Source organism: Nitrogeniibacter mangrovi (assembly GCF_010983895.1).
In the GTDB taxonomy this organism is placed as follows: Bacteria; Pseudomonadota; Gammaproteobacteria; order Burkholderiales; family Rhodocyclaceae; genus Nitrogeniibacter; species Nitrogeniibacter mangrovi.
In genome coordinates this window covers 2014734-2034947 of record NZ_CP048836.1, presented here as the reverse complement: position 1 = coordinate 2034947, position 20214 = coordinate 2014734, and the positions used below count along the sequence as shown (strand labels likewise).

Genomic DNA, 20214 nt, shown 5'->3' with positions numbered 1-20214 from the left:
GTCCGCCATCGCTTGCGCGCGCGGACACGGGATGCCGTGCACGAAATCAGCCACAAGCGCTATGCTCTCGCGCAGGGGGTTGGACTCATGAGCATCGGTCGCACAGTGGTCATGTATGCGCTGGGCGCTGCCCAGCTGACCCTTGCCGGCCACACCGCGCTGGCGGCGACCCGAGCACCGGAGCGTCACGCCGCTACCCCGCATCCGCATAGCGTGCGAGCCGTACATACCTACGGCTGGACGCCCTTGGCAGCGGACGTGATGTTGCTGTGGCTGGGGGTGGAGGAGCCTTACCGGGTCAGGCTCGCGCCCGGATGCCCGGACCTGCGTCAGATCGCGCCCACCGCCCTGACCCGACATGGGCGCAGCGTCGTGGTCGGCGCCGACGCGGTGCTGTTCGGACGCCTGCGCTGCGCGGTGCGTGCCATCGACCGCGCCGAGCCCGCCCCGGGCATGCCACGTCCCCATCGTGCGCTGCCGCTCGTCGCCGCTCCGGCGACAAACACGTCTGCGCGTCAATGAGGTCTTCATGCGCGTCTTGCTGATCGAGGACGATGTCCACCAGGCGCAGTTCGTACGTCGTGGCCTGACCGAGGCCGGGCACCAGGTCGAGACCAGTACCGACGGCCGGGACGGCCTGTTTCTGGCCGGCAGCGAAACCTTCGACATGATCGTCCTCGACCGCATGTTGCCGCGGGTCGACGGGCTCACCATCCTGCGCACCTTGCGCGCCTCGGACATCCGCACCCCGATCATCGTGCTCAGCGCCCTGGCGGAGGTGGATGAGCGAATCGAAGGGCTGCGTGCCGGCGGCGACGACTATCTCGGCAAGCCCTTCTCCATCGCCGAGTTGCTGGCTCGCATGGAGGCGTTGCAGCGGCGCAGCGCCCCGCCCCCCGGTGGGGAGCCGACCCGGCTGCGGGTGGCCGATCTGGAGATGGATCTGATGCGCCACTCGGTGGCCCGAGCCGGTCGCCCGATGGCCCTCAAGCCGAAGGAATTCAAGCTGCTCGAGTACCTGATGCGCCACGCTGGCCAGGTGGTTTCGCGCACCATGCTACTCGAGGCGGTGTGGGACTACCACTTCGACCCCGGCACCAACGTGATCGATGTGCACATCTCCAACCTGCGCGGCAGCCTCGATATCGAAGGGCGCCCGTCGCTGATTCAGACGGTGCGGGGCGTGGGGTATCGCCTCGAGGCCTGACGCGCCCAATACGACTTCATGCTCCGCAGCCCCTTCCAGCGCTTCGCGCTCGCCCTGCCGCTGACCGTCTCGTGCATCGTCGCGCTGGTCTTCCTGCCCCTGTACCGTGAAGCGGAGACGCTCATCCGCACCGAGGTTCATGCCGCCATCGAGCAGGAGTTGCTCACCCTGGACGCCCACCTGCACGCCCGTGGCATGGCCGCCCTGGTGCAGGAGCTGGACGACCGCGCCGCGGCGCCGCTGGATGCGGATGCGGTCTATCGGCTCGAAGCGGCCGATGGCACCCGCCTGGCCGGCAACCTGAGCGCGTGGCCTGCCGGCCTCGATGCCCGCGACGACACCTGGTTCCGCGTCGTCGGCGCCGACGGCCAGTTCATCGAGGGCAAGGTATTCGTCCTCTTCGGCGGCCAGCGCCTGCTGGTGGGGCGCCGCTCGCCGCTGGCGGGGTTTCGTCGGGGCATGATCGTACGCCTGATCGGCTCGGCGCTCCTGATCGTGGTGGTCACCGCGCTGGCCAGCACCCTGTTCATGCGCTACCTGCATCGGCGCCTCGGGCGCCTTGCCGACGATGTGGACGCGATCCACCGTGGACACCTGTCCCGCCGCCTGCGCACGCGCACCCCCGGCGACGAGCTCGACGCACTGGCGATCCGCTTCAATGCCGCCTTCGACGAAATCGAGCAGCTCGTCGATGCGACCCGGCATGTCTCCAGTGCGCTGGCGCACGACATGCGCCGTCCCCTGATCGCCTTGCGCCAGAGTCTCGACGAGATCCTCGCCGGACCGCCGGTGTCCGAGGCCGTGCTGCACCATCGCCTCGGCGCGGTGTCGGCCCAGGTGGACCAGCTCCTACAGACGTTTGCCGCCCTGCTGCGGCTGGGGCGTCTGGAATCGGGCGCGTGGGCGGCACCGACGCAGTCGTGCGCCGTCGATGAGGTCGTCCTCGACATGGTGGAGCTGCATCGGCCGCTGGCCGAAGCCATGGGGTGTTCCATCGTTGCCGACTGCCAGGCGGTCACCCTCCACGGCGACCGGCAGCTGCTCGCGCAGATGGTGTCCAACCTGCTGGAGAACGCCTTGCGCCACGGCGCCGGTCCGATCGACGTGCAACTGCGCGTGGCGCACGATCACGCCGATCTGCAGGTGCGTGATCACGGCAATGGCGTGCCGGACAGCGCCCTGCCACGCCTGTTCGAACGCTTCTATCAGGTGGACGACGCACGCGGTGATCCGGGGCACGGCGGGGTCGGGCTCACCCTGGTGCGGGCCATCGCCCGCTTTCATGGCGGCGACGCGCAGGCGCACAACGCTCACCCCGGTCTGAGCATCCGCGTCCGCCTGCCCACGGGCGGCGCGGGGGAATCACCGCCGGCGCACTGAGGGCTCGATCAGGCGCGCTGCGCCTCGTCGATGCCGGGCACTTCGCAGATCAGGGCGAGCGCCCGCTGTACCTGCTGGGCACCGCTGACCTCGACCGTGAAGCGCATGCGCGCCTTGCCCTTTTTGGTCAGCGTGTTGACCGCGATCACGTTCAGGTGCTCGCGCGAGAGCACGTCGGTGATGTCGCGCAGCAGCCCCTGCCGGTCGACCGCCTGGACGAGGAGGTCGATCGGGTAGCGGTGGTTGGGCGCCACGGCCGAGCCGCCCCAGGTGGCCGGGATCACCCGTTCCGGATTGCGCCGGGCCATGATCTTGAAGTCGTGGCAGTCCACCCGGTGCACCGAGATGCCGCGACCGCGGGTCACGAAGCCCTCGATGGCGTCCGGCGGCGCCGGCTTGCAGCAACGCGCCAGCGAGGTCATGAGCTTGCCGACGCCGACGACCAGGATGTCTTCATCGCCGTGCCCGCTGCGTGCCCGCCCTAGATGGACCTCCTCGTCCGCCGCGGGCGTTTCCGCGTCCGGCCCCTGCAAGGCCACCTGCACGGCCCGCGGGCCCACGTCGCCGCGACCGGCGGCCATGAACATGGCGTCGGCGGTCTTGAAGCCCATGCGCGTGGCCAGCGCCTCGATGTTGGCCTGGGTCTGTCCTTCGCGCTGCAGCTCCTTGTGGACGACGCTGCGCCCGCGTTCGAGCAGTTCGCCCTGCTCGAGCTGGCTGAAGTGTTGCTTGATCTTGCGCCGCGCCCGACCCGTGGCGACATAGCCCTGCTGCGGGTTGAGCCAGTCGCGCGAGGGACCGCCCTCCTTCGCCACCGTGATCTCCACGGTCTGCCCGCTCTCGAGCGGCGTGTTGAGCGGCACCAGCTGCCCGTCCACCTTGGCGCCACGGCAGCGGTGACCGAGCTCGGTGTGCAGGGTGTAGGCGAAGTCGATGGGCGTGGCGCCGCGCGGCAAGTCCACCACCCGCCCCTGCGGGGTGATCGCGTAGATGGTGTCGTCCATCGACGCGTCGCGATACTTGGCCTCCCACTGGTCGGCGTCGCTGATCTCGTCGCGCCACGACAGCAGGCTGCGCAGCAGCGCGATCTTCTCGTCGTAGGCGCTGCCGGCGGGGCCCGAGCCCTCCTTGTAGCGCCAGTGGGCGGCGACGCCGTACTCGGCGTGGCGATGCATGTCGTGGGTGCGGATCTGCACCTCGAGCGCGCGCCCGTCGTCGGCCATCACCGCAGTATGCAGCGACTGGTAGTGGTTGCCCTTGGGCTTGAGGATGTAGTCGTCGTATTCCTTGGGGATCGGCGTCCACATCTGGTGCACGATGCCCAGCACCGTGTAGCAGTCCTTGACCTCGTCCACCAGCACCCGCAGGGCACGCACGTCGTAGAGCTGCGAGAAGTCCAGCTTCTTCGAATGCATCTTGTGATAGATGCTGTAGATGTGCTTGGGGCGGCCAAATACGTCGGCCTTGACGCCGGCCTTGCGGGTCTCGGCCTCGAGGCGGGCGATGGCGTCGGTGATGAACTGCTCGCGCTCGACACGGCGTTCGTCGAGCATCTTGGCAACCCGTTTGTAGGTCTCCGGCTCGAGGAAACGGAACGACAGATCCTCCAGCTCCCATTTGAGCTGCCACACGCCAAGCCGGTTGGCCAGCGGGGCGTAGATGTCCAGGCTCTCGCGGGCGACGTCCTTGCGCGCCTCGCAGTCGGTGCCGGCGTAGTAGCGCAGCGTCTGGGTGCGCGAGGCCAGGCGCATGAGCACCACGCGGATGTCCTCGACCATGGCCAGCAGCATCTTGCGCAGGGTCTCGGCCTGCATGCGCATCTCGGGGGCCATGGCGGTGGCTGTGCGCCGGGTGATGACGCGCAGGCCGTTGAGCCGGTGCATGCCGCCCACCAGACGCGCCACACGCGCACCGAAATGCTTTTCCAGATACTCGGTGGCGTTGTCCATCTCCGCGTGCAGCGCAAAGCACAGGGCCGCGATACGCGCCTCGACGTCCATCTTCAGCGAGACGCAGATCAGCGCCATGCCGAGGGCGTGCTGGAGGGTGTTCTCGCCGGTGCCGAGCACCGCGTCGCCGTAATGGGTCCGCATCGCCTCGACGGCACGGACCACGCGGGCCGCGTCGGCATCGTCGAGCCCCTCGCACAGGCGCTCGACGAGCGGTTGGGTATCATTGTCGGCGGAGAGGGCGTGCGTGACCGAAACCATGCTGGGGCTTGTCCTGATGTTCTGAGCGAAGCACAGACATGATAATCGCGGATCAGCATTCCTGCGCCCCGATCCGTCGCGCAGGGCACTCGACCGAGATCACTGGAACCCATGCGTCGCCTGTTCGATTCCCCCTATCTGCTGCTCACCCTCACGGCCCTTTTCTGGGCCGGCAACATGGTGCTCGGCCGCAGCATCCGTGCGGACGTGCCGCCCATCGCGCTGGCGTTCTGGCGTTGGACCCTGGCCCTGATGCTGATGCTGCCGCTGGCGCTGCCGCACTGGCGCACCCAGCGTCAGGCGCTGCGTGCCGGCTGGAAGCCGATCGTGCTGCTCGGCGCCCTCGGCGTCGGCGGCTACAACACCTTCGCCTATCTCGCGCTGCAATACACCACGGCGATCAACGCCACCATGCTCAACTCGCTGATCCCGGTGGCCACGATCCTGCTGGCGCGGGTGCTGATCGGCCGCCATCTGCATCGCCTCGAGGCCATCGGCGTGCTCGTGTCGCTGCTGGGCGTGAGCGTCATCGTCAGCCACGGTCAGCTCGGCACGCTGCTCGGGCTGAAGCTCAACCCGGGCGACTTCTGGATGCTGGTGGCGGTGCTCGACTGGGGGCTGTACACCGTTGCCCTGCACTGGCGCCCCAAGGGGGTCGATCCGATGCTGATGCTGGCCGCCATGACCGTGGTCGGCATTCTCATCCTCGGCCCGCTGTGGGCGTGGGAGATGTCGCACGGCCGGTTCATCGTCGTGTCGCTGCCCAGCGTCGCCGGCATGCTGTACACGGCGATCTTTCCCGGCTTCCTCGGCTACATCTTCTACAACCGCGGCGTGGCCATGGTCGGCCCCAACCGGGGCTCCCTGTTCCTCCACTTGATGCCGGCCTTCGGCACCGTGCTGTCCATGATCTTCCTCGGGGAGAACCCCAAGGGCTTTCACGCCGCCGGGATCGCCCTGATCCTGTGCGGGATCTGGATGACCACCCGCGCCCGGGCAACGAGCTGAACGCCATGTTCGCCGCGCTCAGACGCTGGTTGTCCAGAACCCCCGACGCTCGCGACGACGACATTCCCGCCGCCCTGTGGGCGCGGGTCGAGGCCGGCCTGCCCTGCCTGCACGGCCTGCCAGCCGAAACCCGCGCGCGCTTGCGCGATCTGGCGCGGCGTTTTCTGGCGGAAAAGGAGTTTCACGGCGCGCGGGGCATGGTCCTGAGCGACGAGATCATGCTCTCGATCGCCCTGCAGGCCTGCCTGCCGATCCTGCGGGTGGGACTGGAGGGCTACCGCCACTGGGTCGGCATCGTGGTCTATCCGGGCGATTTCGTCGTCGACCGCGAGGTCATGGACGAGGACGGCGTGGTGCACAACGACCACCACACCCTGCTCGGCGAAGCCTGGGACGGCGGACCGGTGATCGTCTCCTGGGCGCCCGCGGGCGGCCCCGCCGGCGTCAATGTGGTGATCCATGAATTCGCCCACACCCTCGACATGCTCAACGGCGCCGCCGACGGCTTTCCGCCGTTGCCGGCCGACATGAACCGTCACGCCTGGGCGCAGGCCTTCGAGGCGGCCTACGAGGATCTGTGCGCTCGGGTCGACCATGGCATGCCCACGGTACTCGACCCCTACGCCAGCGAACATCCGGCGGAGTTCTTCGCCGTCGCCAGCGAGGCCTTCTTCGAACGCCCGGACGCGCTGCGCGACACCTATCCGGCGGTGTATGCGCAACTGGGCGCCCTGTTCGGGGTCGACCCGTCATCATCATCGGTGGCTTCGACAACGCCATGAGCCCCGCCAAGACCCTGCTGATCGTCTATCACTCCCAAAGCGGAAACACCGAGCGCCTCGCGCGCTGTGTGGCCGAGGGGGCCAGCGAGGCCGAAGGTGTCTCGGTGCGCTGCCTGCGCGCCTTCGACGCCGGGGTGGACGATCTGGCCCGCTGCGACGGCCTGCTGCTGGGCACGCCGGAGAACTTCGGCACCATGTCCGGCGCGCTCAAGGATTTCTTCGATCGCACCTTCTATCCGCTCGAAGGCCAGCTCACCGGCCTGCCCTACGCGGTGTTCGTGAGCGCCGGCAACGACGGCACCAATGCCGTGCGCGAGATCGGCCGCATCGCCAACGGCTATGGCTGGCGGGAGGTTGCCCCGGCGTGCATCGCCCGCGGCGAAGTGACCGAAACGCACCTGGGGGAGTGCCGGGATCTCGGTCGGGCCATGGCCGAGGGGCTGGCCATGGGGGTGTTCTGAACCGTTGCGGCGCGATGTCCCGATGCATCTGACGAACGGTTCGATGCGAACGGAACCCGGCCCGCGACGCCGTTTGCCGCGCCGCAACATGTCAGTTTCGTGACGCCGCCCATCCGCTCGCGCATGCACCGGTTTTGCACCCGCGACGGCCGCGTTCTAAGCTGGAAAAACTGCCCCTTCGCGCCCCGCTCCGGGGACACGATCCAGGGGCAGGTTTCATCTTCCCATCCGTTTCGGAGGAACAAGAATGGCTATTACCTGGATCCTCGTTGCCAATGCCAGCCTGGCGAAGCTCTATGCAAACTACGGCCCGAACAAGGGGCTGAAGCTGGTCAAGGAGCTGATGCACCCGGAGAGTCGACAGAAGAACAGCGACATGGTCACCGACCGGCCTGGCGCGATTCAATCGTCGCCCGGTGGCGGGTATGAATCTCACCGGCAACCCAAGGAACAGGCGGCCTGGGCCTTCGCGCAGGAACTGGCGCAGGAGTTCTACCATGGCCGGACGAAGCAGCAGTTCGGCCGCGCCATCCTGGTTGCGCCCCCGGCCTTCATGGGCATGATCAACGCCAACATGGACGGACCGACGGAGCGCCTGGTCAGCGCCCGAGTCGAGAAGGATTACACGAAGGCAGCCGAGCCGGTGCTGGCGCAGCGACTCGGAGACTGCATCTGCCTTTGATCCACGAGCAACCCTGATTCGAGGCGCCATCGAGCGCCTCTTTTTTTGCTCAACCGCGCGCTAGCGCAGGCCAGCGGCGCACGCAGCGATAGCGCGCACCGCTGTGGTCACGCTCCGAGGCCACCAGCACGGCCCCGTCCACCGGCCACGAAATCGGCAGCGGCAGATGGTGCGCCGGGCGCAGCACCTGTGCCTTGCGCGCCAGTGTGACGTGGGGAACGAACGCCCGCGCGGGCAGGTCGATGCCGGCCTCCGCCAGGCGTTCATGTAGTTGGGCGACGCAGGCATCGAACGGCGCCGGAAGGGGCGCGAATCCGGCCCAGACGATGCCGTTGTGGGGCCAGTGGGCGACCCGATCGATGCACAGATCACCGGCGGGCCAGGCCATGGCGTCACCGATAGCCAACAAGGTGGACAGGCGGACGGTATCGACATCGCCGACGAAGGCGAGCGTCGCGTGCAAGGTGTCGGTCCGCATCCGTCGCGCATGGGCCGGCGCGGCCGCCCGCCCCAACCGTGCCAGCGCATCGGCGGTGACCCGGTCGGGCCACAGCGCGTAGAACACCCGCAGGCGTTCAGTCGCCGCGTTCATCCCGCAGCAGCAAGGCCACGGCCTGCGCGGCAATGCCCTCGCCACGACCGGTGAAGCCGAGCCGCTCGGTGGTCTTGCCCTTGATGTTGACGCACGCCGGCGCCACGCCCAGATCGGCGGCGATATTCGCCACCATGGCGGGGACGTGGGGCAGGAGCCTGGGCGCCTGGGCAATCACCGTCGCATCCACGTTGCCGACGCGAAAGCCGGCCTCGTGGACCGCCCGCATCGTCTCGCGCAGCAGCACCCGGCTATCGGCCCCCGCGTGCGCGGGGTCGGTGTCCGGAAAATGCCGGCCGATGTCGCCCAGTCCGGCCGCGCCGAGCACGGCGTCGGTGATCGCGTGCAGCAACACGTCCGCGTCCGAATGGCCGAGCAGCCCCTTTGCGTAAGGAATGCGCACGCCGCCGATGATCAACGGACGGCCGCTCACCAGGGCGTGGACGTCGAAGCCCTGCCCGATACGAATGCCGGCAAACACGTGTCAGCCCTCCCGGTTGCTGAGAATCCACTCGGCCAGATGCAGGTCGAGCGGATAGGTGACCTTGAGATTGGTGGTATCCCCCTGGACGAGGCGGGGGTGCAGTCCGGCCGCCTCGATGGCGCTGGCCTCGTCGGTGACTTCACGGGCGGATTCGAGCGCGCGGCGCAGCATCACGTAGCGGAACATCTGCGGCGTCTGTGCCTGCCACAGGCTGTCGCGCGCCACCGTCGCCTCGACGCGGCCGTGGCGGGTACTGCGCTTGAGGGTATCGGCCACCGGCACCGCCAGCAGACCGCCGACCTCGTCCTCGTCCAGGGTCGTGATCAAGGTGTCGATATGCCAGGGCGCCAGGCAGGGCCGTGCGGCGTCGTGCACCAGGATCCAGTCGCCATCCGCCACTTGCGGGCGGATCGCGCGCAGGCCGTTGAGCACGCTGTCCGCCCGGCTGGCGCCACCGACGTACAGCGGCACCAGCTTGTCGCCCAGGGCGCTCCAGTCGGCCGTGTTCCAGATCGGATCGCCGACCGACAGCACCACGAACACCCGGTCGATCAGCGGTGACTGGCACAGCACCCGCAGGGTGTGGCGCAGCAGGGGTTCGCCGAGCAGGGGCAGGTACTGTTTCGGGGTCTCGCGCCCCATGCGGCTGCCCGAACCGGCGGCGGGCACGAGGGCGAAGTGGCGATGACGATGGCTGTGCATGATGGCAGCGATTCTAACCGCAGCCGGCGTAGAATGGCCGCATGCACCCGGACATTCCCATCGAGACCGCGCAGATCGAGACCTTGGCCGTGGCGCTGGGCATCGGCCTGCTGATGGGGTTGGAGCGCGAGCAGCGCCCCTCGGCGCGGGCGGGTTTGCGCACCTTTGCCCTGGTGGCGCTGTTCGGTGCCCTCAACGGCCTGCTCGGCGATCGGCTCGATTCGCTGTGGCCGTTTGCGCTGGGCACGGGGCTGGTCGCCGCGATGATCATCGCTGCCTATTTGCGCCAGCCCGATCCGCTCGACCCGGGAACCACCACGGTGGTTGCGTTGCTGCTGTGCCACACCCTCGGCTTCATGGTCTGGCAAGGCTATGTCCAGCTGTCGATCATGATCGCGGTGGCCACCACGGTGCTGCTCTATTTCAAGGCCACGCTGCGGGGCTGGGCGGCGCGGCTGACCCCCAAGGACTGGATATCGATTCTCCAGTTCGGCGTCCTCTCGCTGGTCATCCTGCCGGTGCTGCCGGACGAGAACTTCGGCCCCTTCGGCGCCCTCAATCCACATCAGATCTGGCTCATGGTGGTGCTGATCGCCGGCGTGAGCCTGGCCGGCTATGCCGCCCTCAAACTCGTCGGCAACCGCTACGGCGCGGCCCTGGTGGGATTTCTCGGCGGGCTGGTGTCGAGCACCGCGACCACGCTGGTGTTCGCCCGCGATGCCCGCGAGCGGGACGAGTTCGCACCCGCCGCGGCGCTGGTCATCGTGCTGGCCAATCTCGTCATGGTGATCCGTGTCGGCGCCATCGTGGCGGTGCTCGCCCCCACCCTGCTACCGATGCTGCTGCGTGTCGTCGTCCCGGGGCTGGTGCTCGGGGCAGTCGCGGTGCTGCTTAACTGGCGTGACCTGCGCCGGCACGAAAGCGTGCCGGTGCCCGAAACCAAGAACCCCACCGAGCTGCGCGCCGCGCTCGCGTTCGGCACCCTGTACGCTGGCGTGCTGTTCGGGTCGGCCTGGCTCTCCGAATCGGTCGGCAACGGCGGGCTGTACGCGATCGCGCTGGCCTCGGGCCTGACCGACGTGGACGCGATCACCCTGTCGAGCCTGCGCCTGTTTTCCCTCGAACGGCTGAGCGCCGCCCCCACCGTCATCGCCGCCGGGCTGGCGATGATCGCCAACCTGGGCTTCAAGACCGGCATGGCCATCTCGATCGGCGGTCGGCCGCTGGCCCGCCCCGTGCTGACGGGAATGACCGTGACCGGCCTGGGCCTCGGGGCCGGGCTCGCATGGATCGCACTTGTGCCGTGAGCGTATAATTTACTGAGTGATTCCCGCCACCAAGGAGGCGTCGATGGCAAACGCGTCCGTCCGCCCCGCGGCAGTGGCCGGCGCGTTCTACCCGGCCGATCCGAGGGCGCTCAGTACCATGATCGGCGACATGCTCAGTGCCGCCGTCCCGCTCGAGACCGTCAACTGGCCCAAGGCCGTCATCGTGCCCCACGCCGGCTACGTGTACTCCGGCCCCATTGCCGCCGCCGCATACAACAGCCTGCGCGGTGCGGCGCCCTACTATCGCCGCGTCGTCATGCTCGGCCCAGCCCATCGCGAGCCGGTCGACGGTTTTGCGCTGCCGGCCTCGCAGTGGCTGGCGACCCCGCTGGGGGAAGTGGCCGTGGACCGGGACAGCTGGCTGGCCCTGCAGGCCCAGCCCGACGTCAGCGTCGATGAGCGGGCGCATGCCTTCGAACACTGTCTCGAGGTCCAGCTGCCGTTTCTGCAGACCGTGCTCGAGCACATCACCGTGGTGCCGATCCTGGTGGGCCGGACCAGTTCCGAGCGCGTCGCCCAGCTGCTCGAAAGCCTGTGGGGGCAGGAAGACACGCTGATCCTCATTTCCTCGGACCTGTCCCATTACCTGCCCTACCACCAGGCGCGCTGGCGCGACCAGGCCACCGTCGAAGAGATCCTTCAGCTCCAACCCAAGCTCAACTTCGACCAGGCCTGCGGCGCCCTGCCCGTCAATGGCCTGTTGATCGCGGCGGACCGCCATCACCTCCGGCCGGTGCTGCTCGATCAGCGCAATTCGGGCGACACGGCGGGCGATCGCAACCGGGTCGTCGGCTACAGCGCCATCGCCTTTTGCGAGGAGCGCCCCCATGTCGCCCACTGAGTCCGATCTCGGCGCGCGCCTGCTGGCGCGTGCGCGGGCGGCGATCGAACATGAACTGGGGCTCGCGCCGGCCCCCGGCGACGATCCGTCGCTGGCTTCACGCGGCGCCACCTTCGTCACCCTGACCAAGCATGGCGAGTTGCGCGGCTGCATCGGCAGCCTCAAACCGCACCGCCCACTGGCCGAAGACATCGCCGCCAACGCCTGTGCCGCGGCCTTCGGCGATCCGCGCTTTCCCCCGGTATCCCGGGCGGAGTGGCCTGCGATCCGGATCGGCGTCTCGTTGCTCGGTCAGGCCGAGTTCATGGATGCGCGTGCCGAAGACGAGGTGTTGGCCCGGCTGCGACCGGGTCAGGACGGCGTGATCTTCTTCGCCGGCTGTCGCCAGGCCACCTTCCTCCCCCAGGTGTGGGCGCAGCTGCCCGAGCCGCGCCGCTTCCTGGGTGCGCTCAAACAGAAAGCCGGCTTGCCCCCGGATTACTGGGGCGACGAGGTCATGATCGCGACCTACCCGGTCCAGAAATGGTCCGAGGCTGACTGAACGCTTCACGGAGGTTTGCCATGAGCACCACCGACACCCCGATCGACCCCGGACATCCGGCCCGCTACTGGCATCTGCTCGACGACGGGCGCATCGAATGCGACCTGTGCCCGCGCACCTGTCGCCTGCATGAAGGCCAGCGTGCTGCCTGCTTCGTACGCCAGATGGTCGACGGCCAGATGGTGCTGACCACCTGGGGTCGCAGTTCGGGCTTCTGCATCGACCCGATCGAGAAGAAGCCACTCAACCATTTCTATCCCGGCAGCAGCGTGCTGTCCTTCGGGACCGCCGGCTGCAACCTGGCATGCAAGTTCTGCCAGAACTGGGACATCAGCAAGTCGCGCGACATGGACCGCCTGATGGACACCGCCACCCCGGAGGCCATCGCCAATGCCGCCGAACACTACGGCTGCCGCAGTGTCGCGTTCACCTACAACGATCCGGTCATTTTCGCCGAATACGCCATCGACACCGCCGCGGTGTGCCACGAACGCGGCATCCAGACCGTAGCGGTGACCGCGGGTTACGTTCACGGCGAAGGGCGCAGGGACTTCTTCGCCGCCATGGACGCCGCCAACGTGGACCTCAAGGCCTTCTCCGAGGAGTTCTATTTCAAGCTCACCGGCGCCCACCTGGCCCCGGTGCTCGACACGCTGGTGTGGCTGCGCCATGAGACCGACGTCTGGGTGGAGATCACGACCCTGCTGATCCCGGGCGAGAACGACAGAGACGAAGAGATCCAGGCGCTGAGCGCCTGGGTGATGCGCGAGATGGGGCCCGACACCCCGCTGCATTTCACCGCCTTTCATCCGGATTTCAAACTCGGCGATCACCCGCCGACACCACTGGCCACCGTGCGCCGCGCCCGCCGCATTGGTCTCGATGCCGGACTGCGCTACGTCTATACGGGCAACGTCCATGACCCCGAAGGGAGCACCACCTTGTGTCCAGGCTGCGCGGCGCCGGTCATCGTGCGCGACGGCTACGACATCCGCGCCTACGCCCTCGACGCGCACGGCCATTGCTCCGCCTGCGGACAGGTCATCGCCGGTCGCTTCGGTCTCTTCGACAAGCCGTTCGGCTCACGGCGCATCCCCGTATTCATCGGCGCTCATGCGCCCTGAGCCGATCCGGTGTAACGTGCGGCCATGGGAATGAAGCTCAGACAGATCGAATTGAGCCTGCCGGCGGGGTCGGTATGGCTCGGGGCGCACATGGCCCACGCACCCGACGTGCGCGCCCTGGTCATCCTCGCGCAGACCGCTGCGGGCAAGCATCTGAACTCGCGCGAAGCCTATGTCGCCAAGCATTTGCAGACAGCCGGCTTCGCCACCCTGCTGCTGGATCTGCTCACGCCGCATGAAGAGTCACGCGACCCCGATCTGCGCTACAACACGCCGCTGCTGGCGACACGTCTCGAGTCGGCGCTCGAGTGGGTCGAGCACCAGCCTCCGCTCATGGGCTTGTCACGGGGGCTGATGACGAGCGGAACCGGTAGCGGTGCCGCCATTCGCGCCGCCAGTCGAACCGATGAAAAATTCGACGCCCTGTTCTGCCGTGCCGGCCGCCTCGATCTGGCCGGGGTCGGGCCCCTGGCCAACGTGACCATGCCGCTGTGCGTCGCCGTCGGACGCCAGGACCGTGGCCGGGAAATGATCCGTCGCGCCTACGATCATGTGCGCGCCGAAAAGCAATGGGAAGACGTGCCGGGCGCCGACGATGCGTTCACCCAGCCCGGTGCGCTCGAGCGTGTCACACGCATCGCCGCCGAGTGGTTCGATCGCACCTTGCCGCCGTCATCACCGCCACCGGCCGATGAACCCTCCGCGGGCAGCGTGACGGACGGCGCATCAAAACCTCTGTGACCCTTTTTTCCCGGGAATTCAACCACTAGACTGCAGAAGTGCTCTCGAAGACACCGTCTGCCTGGTGATGATTTCCGCTCTCCCTTCCGTCGTCAACATCGCGCAACGCGCTCCCAGCGCGCATGCGAACGCATCGGATCGCGCCGATGACACCGGGCATGGGATCCCGCGGGGCGCGGGCGGCAAACCGAACCCGGACACCTCGGCGCAGGCAGCGGCCGAACTGGCCGCGACGGATCGGCGGGTACGTGCCCATGAGGCGGCCCATCTGGCCGCAGCGGGCGGGCTGGCGCAAGGCGGCGCCAATTTCCAGACCGAGCGGGGCCCGAACGGCAAGCTGTACGCCGTGGCCGGTGAAGTGTCGATCGATCTGTCGCCCGGGCGCACACCGGAAGAAACCCTCAGCCGCGCCGAGCAGGTCCGTCGTGCCGCTTTGGCACCCGCGGATCCCTCCGCCCAGGACTACCGCGTGGCAGCCCAGGCGGCGCAGATGATGGCCGAGGCGCAACGCGAGTTGATCACCCAGCGAACCGATGCCCAAGGCAGCACGGGGGCCGCGCCCGATCCGTCGCGCCGTGCGATCGACGCCTACACCCGATCGGCCGGGGACACCGTTGGCCGATTCAACCTGTTCGCCTGAGGGCGCAGATTCAGCCCGCGCGCGGATCGAAGGCGTCGCGCACCACATCGGCCAGCAGGTTGGCGGCGAGCACGAGCACAAACATGAACACGAAGGCGGCGGCCAGTGACCACCACACCATCGGGTCGCGCGCCAGTTCCATGCGCGCGGCGTTGATCATGGTGCCGAAGCTGGCCATGGTGGGATCCACACCGATGCCCACGTAGGAAAGCACCGCCTCGGCCAGCACCAGCCCGGAAAAGTCCATCACCAGGGCGATCAGCACGATGTGCATGAGGTTGGGCAGGATGTGCCGGAGCAGGATCTTCGGCGTCGGCACCGCGAAGGCGCGCGCCGCCTGTACGTACTCGAGCTCGCGCAGCTTGAGCGTCTCGCCGCGCAGCAACCGGCACAGACCCGTCCAGCTGGTCATGCCGAGAATCACGCACAGGGCCAGCAGCCGGGCGTCGGAGCGCGCCGCCGCGGTGGAGAACCATTCCGGGTGCAGTTCGATGAACACCTGCATCATGAGCACCGCGGCGGCGATCAGCAGCACCCCGGGAATCGAGTTGAGCACGGTGTAGATGTACTGGATGACATCGTCCACCCAGCCGCCGAAGTAGCCGGCCATGATGCCCAGGGCAATGGCGATCGGCAGGGTCACCAGGGTCGTGAGGGTGCCGATCATGAGCGCGGTGCGCACGCTCTTGAGGGTGAGCACGAGCACGTCCTGGCCGACCTTGTCGGTGCCGAAGACGTGATAGCCCTGCGCCAGCGAATAGAGGACGCCGGTGACCAGCGCAATGATCGAGAAGGTCACCCAGGCCGCACGCCAGGCCAGGCGCGTGCGCCCGCGCAGCAGCGTAAGCGGTCCGCCGACCCCCGCGCCCACCAGCACCAGCGCGGCGACCGATGCGGCCGCCCCCAGGCCGATGCCGATGGCGACGCGCTCGAGCACGTCTTCCCGATGGGCGTCACCGCCCTCGCCGAGTCCGGCACCGCCATAGCGCAGCCGCGGGTATTCGCGCGCCTGCCCGCCGCCCGGCAGCTCGATGGTGTCCTTGACGTAGGCGTGGGTGGCCAGGGGGGCCGAGTAGGTCCGCTCGTTTTCCTGGCGCTGCCGGGCCAGCAACAGGTCGAGCACGCTATTGACCTCGGTCGAGTAGACCGTCTGCGACGTGTTTTCGGTGGGCGCCAACGCGGCGCGGAAATGGAGGCTGTCGAGCACGCCGATGACGAGGAAGGCCAGCAGCACCACGATGGCGGACATGCCCGTGGCGCGACCGGTCACCTTTTGCCACTGGGCGCGCAGCGGCGGGCTGCGCCAGGCGTGCCAGAGCCCGCCGGCCATGGCAACCAGCAGCGCGAAAAACAGCGCATCGGTCCACAGGACGACCGGTTCGAAGCCGTGTTCGATCATTGCAGCCTCACCCGCGGGTCGACGAGCGTGTAGGAAATGTCGGTGGCGATGAGGCCGATGATGTAGAGCACCGAGCCGATGAAGACCATGGCGCGCACCACCGCGAAGTCCTGCGACTGGATGGCGTCGATGGTGTAGCTGCCGAGGCCGGGAATGCCGAAGAAGGACTCGATGATGAGGCTGCCCATGAACAACATCGGAATGACCACCACCACGCCGGTGAGAATCGGAATCATGGCGTTCTTGAGCACATGGCGGAACAGCACCACCAGCTCCGAGAGGCCCTTCGCCCGTGCCGTGCGCACGTAGTCACGCGAGATTTCCTCGAGGAAGATGGTGCGATACCAGCGTGTGCTGCTGCCGATACCCGAGATGACGCCGAGAATCACCGGCAGGATCAGGAAACGCGGCGCGTCGAGCCCGCCGTCGTAGCCGCTGATGGGCACCAGATGCCACACCTTGGAGATGAGCCATTGCCCGCCGATGATGTAGAACAGGCTGGAGATGGACATCATCGCCACGCACAGCACCACCCCCCAGAAATCGAGCGGCGTGGCGCGGAAGAACACGAGCATGAGCGCGAAGCTCACGGTCACGAACAAGCCGAGCAGAAACGTGGGGATGGCGATGGACAGCGACGGGCCCATGCGCATCCTGATCTCGCGCGCGATGTCGCGCCCGTCTTCGGCGCGACCGAAATCGAAGGCGAACATGCGCACCGATTTCTCGAAAAAGATGGTGTCGGTCACCCTCGCCGTGCCCGATACCCCCGCATTGAAGAAAAGGGGTTTGTCATAGCCCCGCTCCACCTTCCAGCGCTCGATGGCCTCCGGTGTGACCCGTTTGGTGCCCAGCTGCATCCGCGCCATGTCGTCGGGCGTATTGACGACGAAGAACAGCGCGAAGGTGATGACGTTCACGCCGATCAGGATCGGGAGCGTGTAGAGCAGGCGACGGACCAGATAGGCAAACATCAGCCCCTCCCCGTCTCGTGGGTGGCGGCCGTGGTGCGCTCATGTGCGCGGTACCGCCGCAGCGCGGGCAGGACGATTGCCGCACCGACCAGCGCGAGCAGCCCGAGCGGCCACAGCACCGGCTGGTTCCATTCGGCGCGCTCGCGCGCGCGCAGCGCCGGGTCGACACGCTGGTACTTGAGCGTGTTGCGGATGATCTTGCCCGGCTTGCGATTCTTCATCCAGCCGTGCTGGAGCACGTAGGCTTTCGGATAATAGGCGAAGATCCAGGGTGCATCATGCTGCACGATGTGGTTCATCTCCCGGATGATGGCCAGCCGCTCCGGTCCGTTGCGCATGGTCTTCATCTTCTCGAACAGCGCATCGAAGCGCGGATTGCGGTAATTGGCGGCATTTTCGCCCTGGCTCGTCACCCGGCTCTGCGGCCCGTGCAGCAGGAAGAAGAAATTCTCCGGGTCGGGGTAGTCGGCGTTCCACCCGAGAAAGAACAGTTGCGCGCTGCCCTTGCGCAGCTTGTCCTGGAAGCGGTTCCAGTCGGTGGCGCGCACCACCAGCTGCACGTCGATCTTGTGGAACTGCTTGATGAGCCAGTCCGAGTAGGCCTTGTCGCCCATGCCGCCGGTGGTGGTATCCAGATACAGCACCAACGGTTCGCCGGTTTTTGCGTCACGACCATTGGGGTAACCCGCCTCGGCAAGCAACTGCCTCGCTTCGGCGACCGGCTTGCGGACCGCATGGCCGTCCTTCCAGTCGTACACGAACGGATTGATGCCGGCCTCGCCTTCCTCGCTGCCATAGATGCCGGTGGGGATCGGGCCCATGCCCGGCGTCCCGCGCCCATTGAGGAACACGGAGATGAATTCCTCCTGGTCGATGACGATGGATACCGCCAGGCGCAGCTTGCGTGCCCGTTCGCTGTCGCCACCCACGACGCCATCGAGCATGTTGAAGCCCATGTAGAACAGACTCGGCGACACCGAGGTGACCAGTTCGATGCCCTTGTCCCGCATCTCGTCGCTCAGGCTCACCTCGCCTTCGCCGCTGATCTGGACGGCCTGGTCGAAGTTGTCGGAGGACACGCCCGAGGCGTCGTAATACCCCTGCAGGAACTTGGTCCAGTACGGAATGCTTTCCTTCTCCCGCGTGAAGACCGCCTCGTCGAGAAACGGGATCGGCTTGCCGCAGTCGGCCAGCAGGCCGGCCGGGCCATCCTCGGGCTCGCCCTGGCACGGATAGGTCTCGTGGCGGTAGTTCGGGTTGCGCGCCAGCACCATGCGTGCATTCGGATCGTTTTCCACCAGCATGTACGGGCCGGTGCCAACCGGCCACCAATCCAGCGTCAGGTTTTTCGCCGCCATGCCGGGCTGATGGAAGAAGCGGTCGACCTCGCGTGGTACAGGGGCGAAAAACTGCATGCTCATCCAGTACAACAGCTGCGGATAGGCCCCTTTCACGCGAATCCGGTAGGTGTAGCGGTCGACACGCTCGACCCCGTCGAGCGTGAATTCGTCCAGATCGAGCCAGGCGTCTTCCGGCAAGCCCTTGGCTGCGGCCACCAGCTGCTCGTGGAGGCGTTTGAGCCCCGGAATATAGCCGCTCATGAGCTCGAGAATCGGCGAATGCAGCTGCGGCGACGCCAGGCGTTTGAGTTGATAGATGAAATCGTCCGCCACCAGCTCCCGCGTACCGGTGAGCGGAAAATCGCCCATCGTGTTCACCTTCTCCAGCACCGCGGCGGGCATGGGGACGTAGGCGGGGGCACCGTCGGGGCGCAGCGCAAAGGCCGGATGGGGCTGATAGCGGACACCATGACGGATCTCGATCTCGAAGACCGTATGATCGACCGCGCTGTTGGGCGCATCGTCCGGCAGCACCGCCCCTGCCCGATCGTAGCGCGTCACCCGGGGCATGCGCGCTGCCGATCCGGGAATCAGGGTGTACGGCCGCTTCAGGTAGTGATACTGCAGCGGCGGCTCGTAGATCTGGTAGAGGAAGGTCGCTTCGTCCTCGGTGTAGGACTGCACCGGATCGAGATGCTTGGGCTTGGCGGTAAAGGCCGCATAGAGGATGTTCTTGCCCGCCTCGGCTGCCGGATACGGGTCGTTCCAAGCACGGCCGCAGGCGGCCAGCAGCGCCGGGACGACGAGGCAGATCACGACACGAGCGAGCAGCCGATGCACAGAACGCATGTGCGTGAGTGTAGCCGAAGCACGTCAAAAGCTGCATCGGCGCACCCGGGCCTGCCGAAGCACGATGCGGATCAGCTATAATCCGCCGATCTGCTCAATGGAGACTGGAGAAAATGGGTTTTCTTTCCGGCAAACGGATCCTGATCACCGGATTGCTCAGCAACCGTTCGATTGCCTACGGCATCGCCCGCGCCATGCACCGCGAAGGCGCCGAACTGGCTTTCACCTATCAGAACGACCGTTTCCACGATCGTGTGGCCAAGATGGCGAACGACTTCGGCAGCGAGCTGGTGATGCCGCTCGATGTGCAGGAAGACAAGCAGATCGATGACCTGTTCTCGCGGATCGGTGACGTCTGGGGCGGCGTGGACAGCGTGGTTCACTCCATCGCCTATGCGCCGACCGAGGCACTCGAAGGCGACTTCCTCAACGGGCTGTCCCGCGAAGCCTTCCGCATCTCTCAGGAAGTGAGTGCCTACAGTTTTCCGGCGCTGGCCAAGGCCGCCCGCCCCCTGCTTGCCGGGCGCAATGGCTCGCTGCTGACGCTGTCCTACCTGGGCGCCGTGCGCACCATGCCCAACTACAACATCATGGGGCTGGCCAAGGCGAGCCTGGAAGCCTCGGTGCGTTATCTGGCCGTCTGCCTCGGACCGGAAGGCACCCGTGTCAACGGCATCTCCGCCGGCCCGATCAAGACCCTCGCGGCCTCCGGCGTCGGCAGTTTTGGCAAACTGCTCGCGTTCAACGAGCACAACGCCCCACTACGGCGCAACGTGACCATCGACGAAGTCGGCAACGCCGCCGCCTTCCTCAGCTCGGACCTGGCCAGCGGCATCACGGGCGAGATCATGTATGTTGACGGTGGCTTCAATACCACCGCGCTGGGGAATCCGGAGCAGGGCTGAGCCAGCGACCCGACAACAAAAAAG

At 67.2% G+C, this 20214-nt stretch carries 21 protein-coding genes; 14 read left to right on the top strand and 7 right to left on the bottom strand.

Features of this window, described 5'->3' with window-relative positions:
- Positions 1-36: 36 nt before the first annotated feature.
- The 3 genes from G3580_RS09345 to G3580_RS09335 are packed head-to-tail and all read left to right on the top strand — an operon-like array spanning position 37 to position 2587.
- Entirely contained in the window at positions 37-522 is a 486-nt protein-coding gene (locus G3580_RS09345; protein ID WP_173764992.1) for a DUF6491 family protein, read from the top strand.
- A 7-nt stretch (positions 523-529) separates the two neighbouring features.
- A complete protein-coding gene (locus G3580_RS09340; protein ID WP_173764991.1) occupies positions 530-1207 on the top strand; it encodes a response regulator transcription factor in 678 nt (225 codons plus the stop codon).
- Positions 1208-1225: 18 nt separating this feature from the next.
- Complete coding sequence (locus G3580_RS09335) at positions 1226-2587, top strand: HAMP domain-containing sensor histidine kinase (protein ID WP_173764990.1); 1362 nt, start codon at positions 1226-1228, stop codon at positions 2585-2587.
- Positions 2588-2595: 8 nt separating this feature from the next.
- On the opposite strand, the gene G3580_RS09330 is transcribed toward G3580_RS09335, so the two are convergent.
- Positions 2596-4797, bottom strand: coding sequence for a RelA/SpoT family protein (locus G3580_RS09330; protein ID WP_173764989.1), 2202 nt, complete (start codon positions 4795-4797; stop codon positions 2596-2598).
- 111 nt (positions 4798-4908) lie between these two features.
- Between G3580_RS09330 and G3580_RS09325 the strand changes: the two genes are divergently transcribed.
- The 4 genes from G3580_RS09325 to G3580_RS09310 all read left to right on the top strand — a co-directional run bounded on the left by G3580_RS09325 (position 4909) and on the right by G3580_RS09310 (position 7730).
- On the top strand, positions 4909-5805 hold the full coding sequence (locus G3580_RS09325) for a DMT family transporter (protein WP_173764988.1): 897 nt from the start codon (positions 4909-4911) through the stop codon (positions 5803-5805).
- Positions 5763-6587: a M90 family metallopeptidase gene (locus tag G3580_RS09320; protein ID WP_228720823.1), complete on the top strand. Its 825-nt coding sequence runs from the start codon at positions 5763-5765 to the stop codon at positions 6585-6587. Before G3580_RS09325 ends, G3580_RS09320 begins: the two co-directional genes overlap by 43 nt.
- Positions 6584-7048: a flavodoxin family protein gene (locus G3580_RS09315; protein WP_173764986.1), complete on the top strand. Its 465-nt coding sequence runs from the start codon at positions 6584-6586 to the stop codon at positions 7046-7048. The genes G3580_RS09320 and G3580_RS09315 overlap by 4 nt, the downstream gene beginning before the upstream one ends.
- A 247-nt stretch (positions 7049-7295) precedes the next feature.
- Complete coding sequence (locus G3580_RS09310; protein ID WP_173764985.1) at positions 7296-7730, top strand: host attachment protein; 435 nt, start codon at positions 7296-7298, stop codon at positions 7728-7730.
- 49 nt (positions 7731-7779) lie between these two features.
- Here G3580_RS09310 and thpR read toward each other — a convergent pair whose 3' ends face one another.
- The 3 genes from thpR to ispD are packed head-to-tail and all read right to left on the bottom strand — an operon-like array spanning position 7780 to position 9508.
- On the bottom strand, positions 7780-8322 hold the full coding sequence (thpR, locus tag G3580_RS09305) for an RNA 2',3'-cyclic phosphodiesterase (RefSeq protein ID WP_173764984.1): 543 nt from the start codon (positions 8320-8322) through the stop codon (positions 7780-7782).
- Positions 8306-8803, bottom strand: a complete 498-nt coding sequence (gene ispF / locus G3580_RS09300) for a 2-C-methyl-D-erythritol 2,4-cyclodiphosphate synthase (RefSeq protein WP_173764983.1) — start codon at positions 8801-8803, stop codon at positions 8306-8308. The genes thpR and ispF overlap by 17 nt, the downstream gene beginning before the upstream one ends.
- 3 nt (positions 8804-8806) lie before the next feature.
- Positions 8807-9508, bottom strand: coding sequence for a 2-C-methyl-D-erythritol 4-phosphate cytidylyltransferase (ispD, locus tag G3580_RS09295; RefSeq protein WP_173764982.1), 702 nt, complete (start codon positions 9506-9508; stop codon positions 8807-8809).
- Positions 9509-9549: 41 nt separating this feature from the next.
- Between ispD and G3580_RS09290 the strand changes: the two genes are divergently transcribed.
- From G3580_RS09290 to G3580_RS09265, 6 genes are all read left to right on the top strand, one after another.
- Positions 9550-10815, top strand: a complete 1266-nt coding sequence (locus G3580_RS09290) for an MgtC/SapB family protein (RefSeq protein ID WP_173764981.1) — start codon at positions 9550-9552, stop codon at positions 10813-10815.
- A 43-nt stretch (positions 10816-10858) separates the two neighbouring features.
- Entirely contained in the window at positions 10859-11677 is an 819-nt protein-coding gene (gene amrB, locus G3580_RS09285) for an AmmeMemoRadiSam system protein B (protein WP_173764980.1), read from the top strand.
- Positions 11664-12218, top strand: a complete 555-nt coding sequence (gene amrA, locus G3580_RS09280; RefSeq protein WP_173764979.1) for an AmmeMemoRadiSam system protein A — start codon at positions 11664-11666, stop codon at positions 12216-12218. The genes amrB and amrA overlap by 14 nt, the downstream gene beginning before the upstream one ends.
- Positions 12219-12238: 20 nt before the next feature.
- On the top strand, positions 12239-13342 hold the full coding sequence (gene amrS / locus G3580_RS09275) for an AmmeMemoRadiSam system radical SAM enzyme (RefSeq protein WP_173764978.1): 1104 nt from the start codon (positions 12239-12241) through the stop codon (positions 13340-13342).
- 30 nt (positions 13343-13372) lie between these two features.
- Positions 13373-14083, top strand: coding sequence for a dienelactone hydrolase family protein (locus tag G3580_RS09270; protein ID WP_173764977.1), 711 nt, complete (start codon positions 13373-13375; stop codon positions 14081-14083).
- Between the two features lie 67 nt (positions 14084-14150).
- Positions 14151-14723, top strand: a complete 573-nt coding sequence (locus G3580_RS09265) for a putative metalloprotease CJM1_0395 family protein (RefSeq protein WP_173768724.1) — start codon at positions 14151-14153, stop codon at positions 14721-14723.
- Positions 14724-14733: 10 nt separating this feature from the next.
- Here G3580_RS09265 and G3580_RS09260 read toward each other — a convergent pair whose 3' ends face one another.
- Genes G3580_RS09260 through G3580_RS09250 form a run of 3 tightly spaced genes read right to left on the bottom strand, consistent with a single transcriptional unit; the run spans position 14734 to position 19285 of the window.
- On the bottom strand, positions 14734-16122 hold the full coding sequence (locus G3580_RS09260) for an ABC transporter permease (RefSeq protein WP_173764976.1): 1389 nt from the start codon (positions 16120-16122) through the stop codon (positions 14734-14736).
- Complete coding sequence (locus G3580_RS09255; protein ID WP_173764975.1) at positions 16119-17096, bottom strand: ABC transporter permease; 978 nt, start codon at positions 17094-17096, stop codon at positions 16119-16121. Before G3580_RS09255 ends, G3580_RS09260 begins: the two co-directional genes overlap by 4 nt.
- Positions 17096-19285 carry an ABC transporter substrate-binding protein gene (locus G3580_RS09250; RefSeq protein WP_173764974.1) on the bottom strand — a complete coding sequence of 730 codons (2190 nt, stop codon included), beginning with the start codon at positions 19283-19285 and terminating at the stop codon, positions 17096-17098. Before G3580_RS09250 ends, G3580_RS09255 begins: the two co-directional genes overlap by 1 nt.
- Before the next feature lie 113 nt (positions 19286-19398).
- Here G3580_RS09250 and G3580_RS09245 point away from each other — a divergent pair, with 113 nt between their 5' ends.
- On the top strand, positions 19399-20190 hold the full coding sequence (locus G3580_RS09245; protein WP_173764973.1) for an enoyl-ACP reductase FabI: 792 nt from the start codon (positions 19399-19401) through the stop codon (positions 20188-20190).
- Positions 20191-20214: the final 24 nt, after the last annotated feature.

Coding starts and splice junctions, on each gene's coding strand:
- G3580_RS09340 (WP_173764991.1), top strand. CDS start 530: ATGCGCGTCTTGCTGATCGAGGACGATGTCCACCAGGCGCAGTTCGTA.
- G3580_RS09335 (WP_173764990.1), top strand. CDS start 1,226: ATGCTCCGCAGCCCCTTCCAGCGCTTCGCGCTCGCCCTGCCGCTGACC.
- G3580_RS09330 (WP_173764989.1), bottom strand. CDS start 4,797: ATGGTTTCGGTCACGCACGCCCTCTCCGCCGACAATGATACCCAACCG.
- G3580_RS09325 (WP_173764988.1), top strand. CDS start 4,909: ATGCGTCGCCTGTTCGATTCCCCCTATCTGCTGCTCACCCTCACGGCC.
- G3580_RS09315 (WP_173764986.1), top strand. CDS start 6,584: ATGAGCCCCGCCAAGACCCTGCTGATCGTCTATCACTCCCAAAGCGGA.
- G3580_RS09310 (WP_173764985.1), top strand. CDS start 7,296: ATGGCTATTACCTGGATCCTCGTTGCCAATGCCAGCCTGGCGAAGCTC.
- thpR (WP_173764984.1), bottom strand. CDS start 8,322: ATGAACGCGGCGACTGAACGCCTGCGGGTGTTCTACGCGCTGTGGCCC.
- ispD (WP_173764982.1), bottom strand. CDS start 9,508: ATGCACAGCCATCGTCATCGCCACTTCGCCCTCGTGCCCGCCGCCGGT.
- G3580_RS09290 (WP_173764981.1), top strand. CDS start 9,550: ATGCACCCGGACATTCCCATCGAGACCGCGCAGATCGAGACCTTGGCC.
- amrB (WP_173764980.1), top strand. CDS start 10,859: ATGGCAAACGCGTCCGTCCGCCCCGCGGCAGTGGCCGGCGCGTTCTAC.
- amrA (WP_173764979.1), top strand. CDS start 11,664: ATGTCGCCCACTGAGTCCGATCTCGGCGCGCGCCTGCTGGCGCGTGCG.
- amrS (WP_173764978.1), top strand. CDS start 12,239: ATGAGCACCACCGACACCCCGATCGACCCCGGACATCCGGCCCGCTAC.
- G3580_RS09270 (WP_173764977.1), top strand. CDS start 13,373: ATGAAGCTCAGACAGATCGAATTGAGCCTGCCGGCGGGGTCGGTATGG.
- G3580_RS09265 (WP_173768724.1), top strand. CDS start 14,151: ATGATTTCCGCTCTCCCTTCCGTCGTCAACATCGCGCAACGCGCTCCC.
- G3580_RS09260 (WP_173764976.1), bottom strand. CDS start 16,122: ATGATCGAACACGGCTTCGAACCGGTCGTCCTGTGGACCGATGCGCTG.
- G3580_RS09255 (WP_173764975.1), bottom strand. CDS start 17,096: ATGTTTGCCTATCTGGTCCGTCGCCTGCTCTACACGCTCCCGATCCTG.
- G3580_RS09250 (WP_173764974.1), bottom strand. CDS start 19,285: ATGCGTTCTGTGCATCGGCTGCTCGCTCGTGTCGTGATCTGCCTCGTC.
- G3580_RS09245 (WP_173764973.1), top strand. CDS start 19,399: ATGGGTTTTCTTTCCGGCAAACGGATCCTGATCACCGGATTGCTCAGC.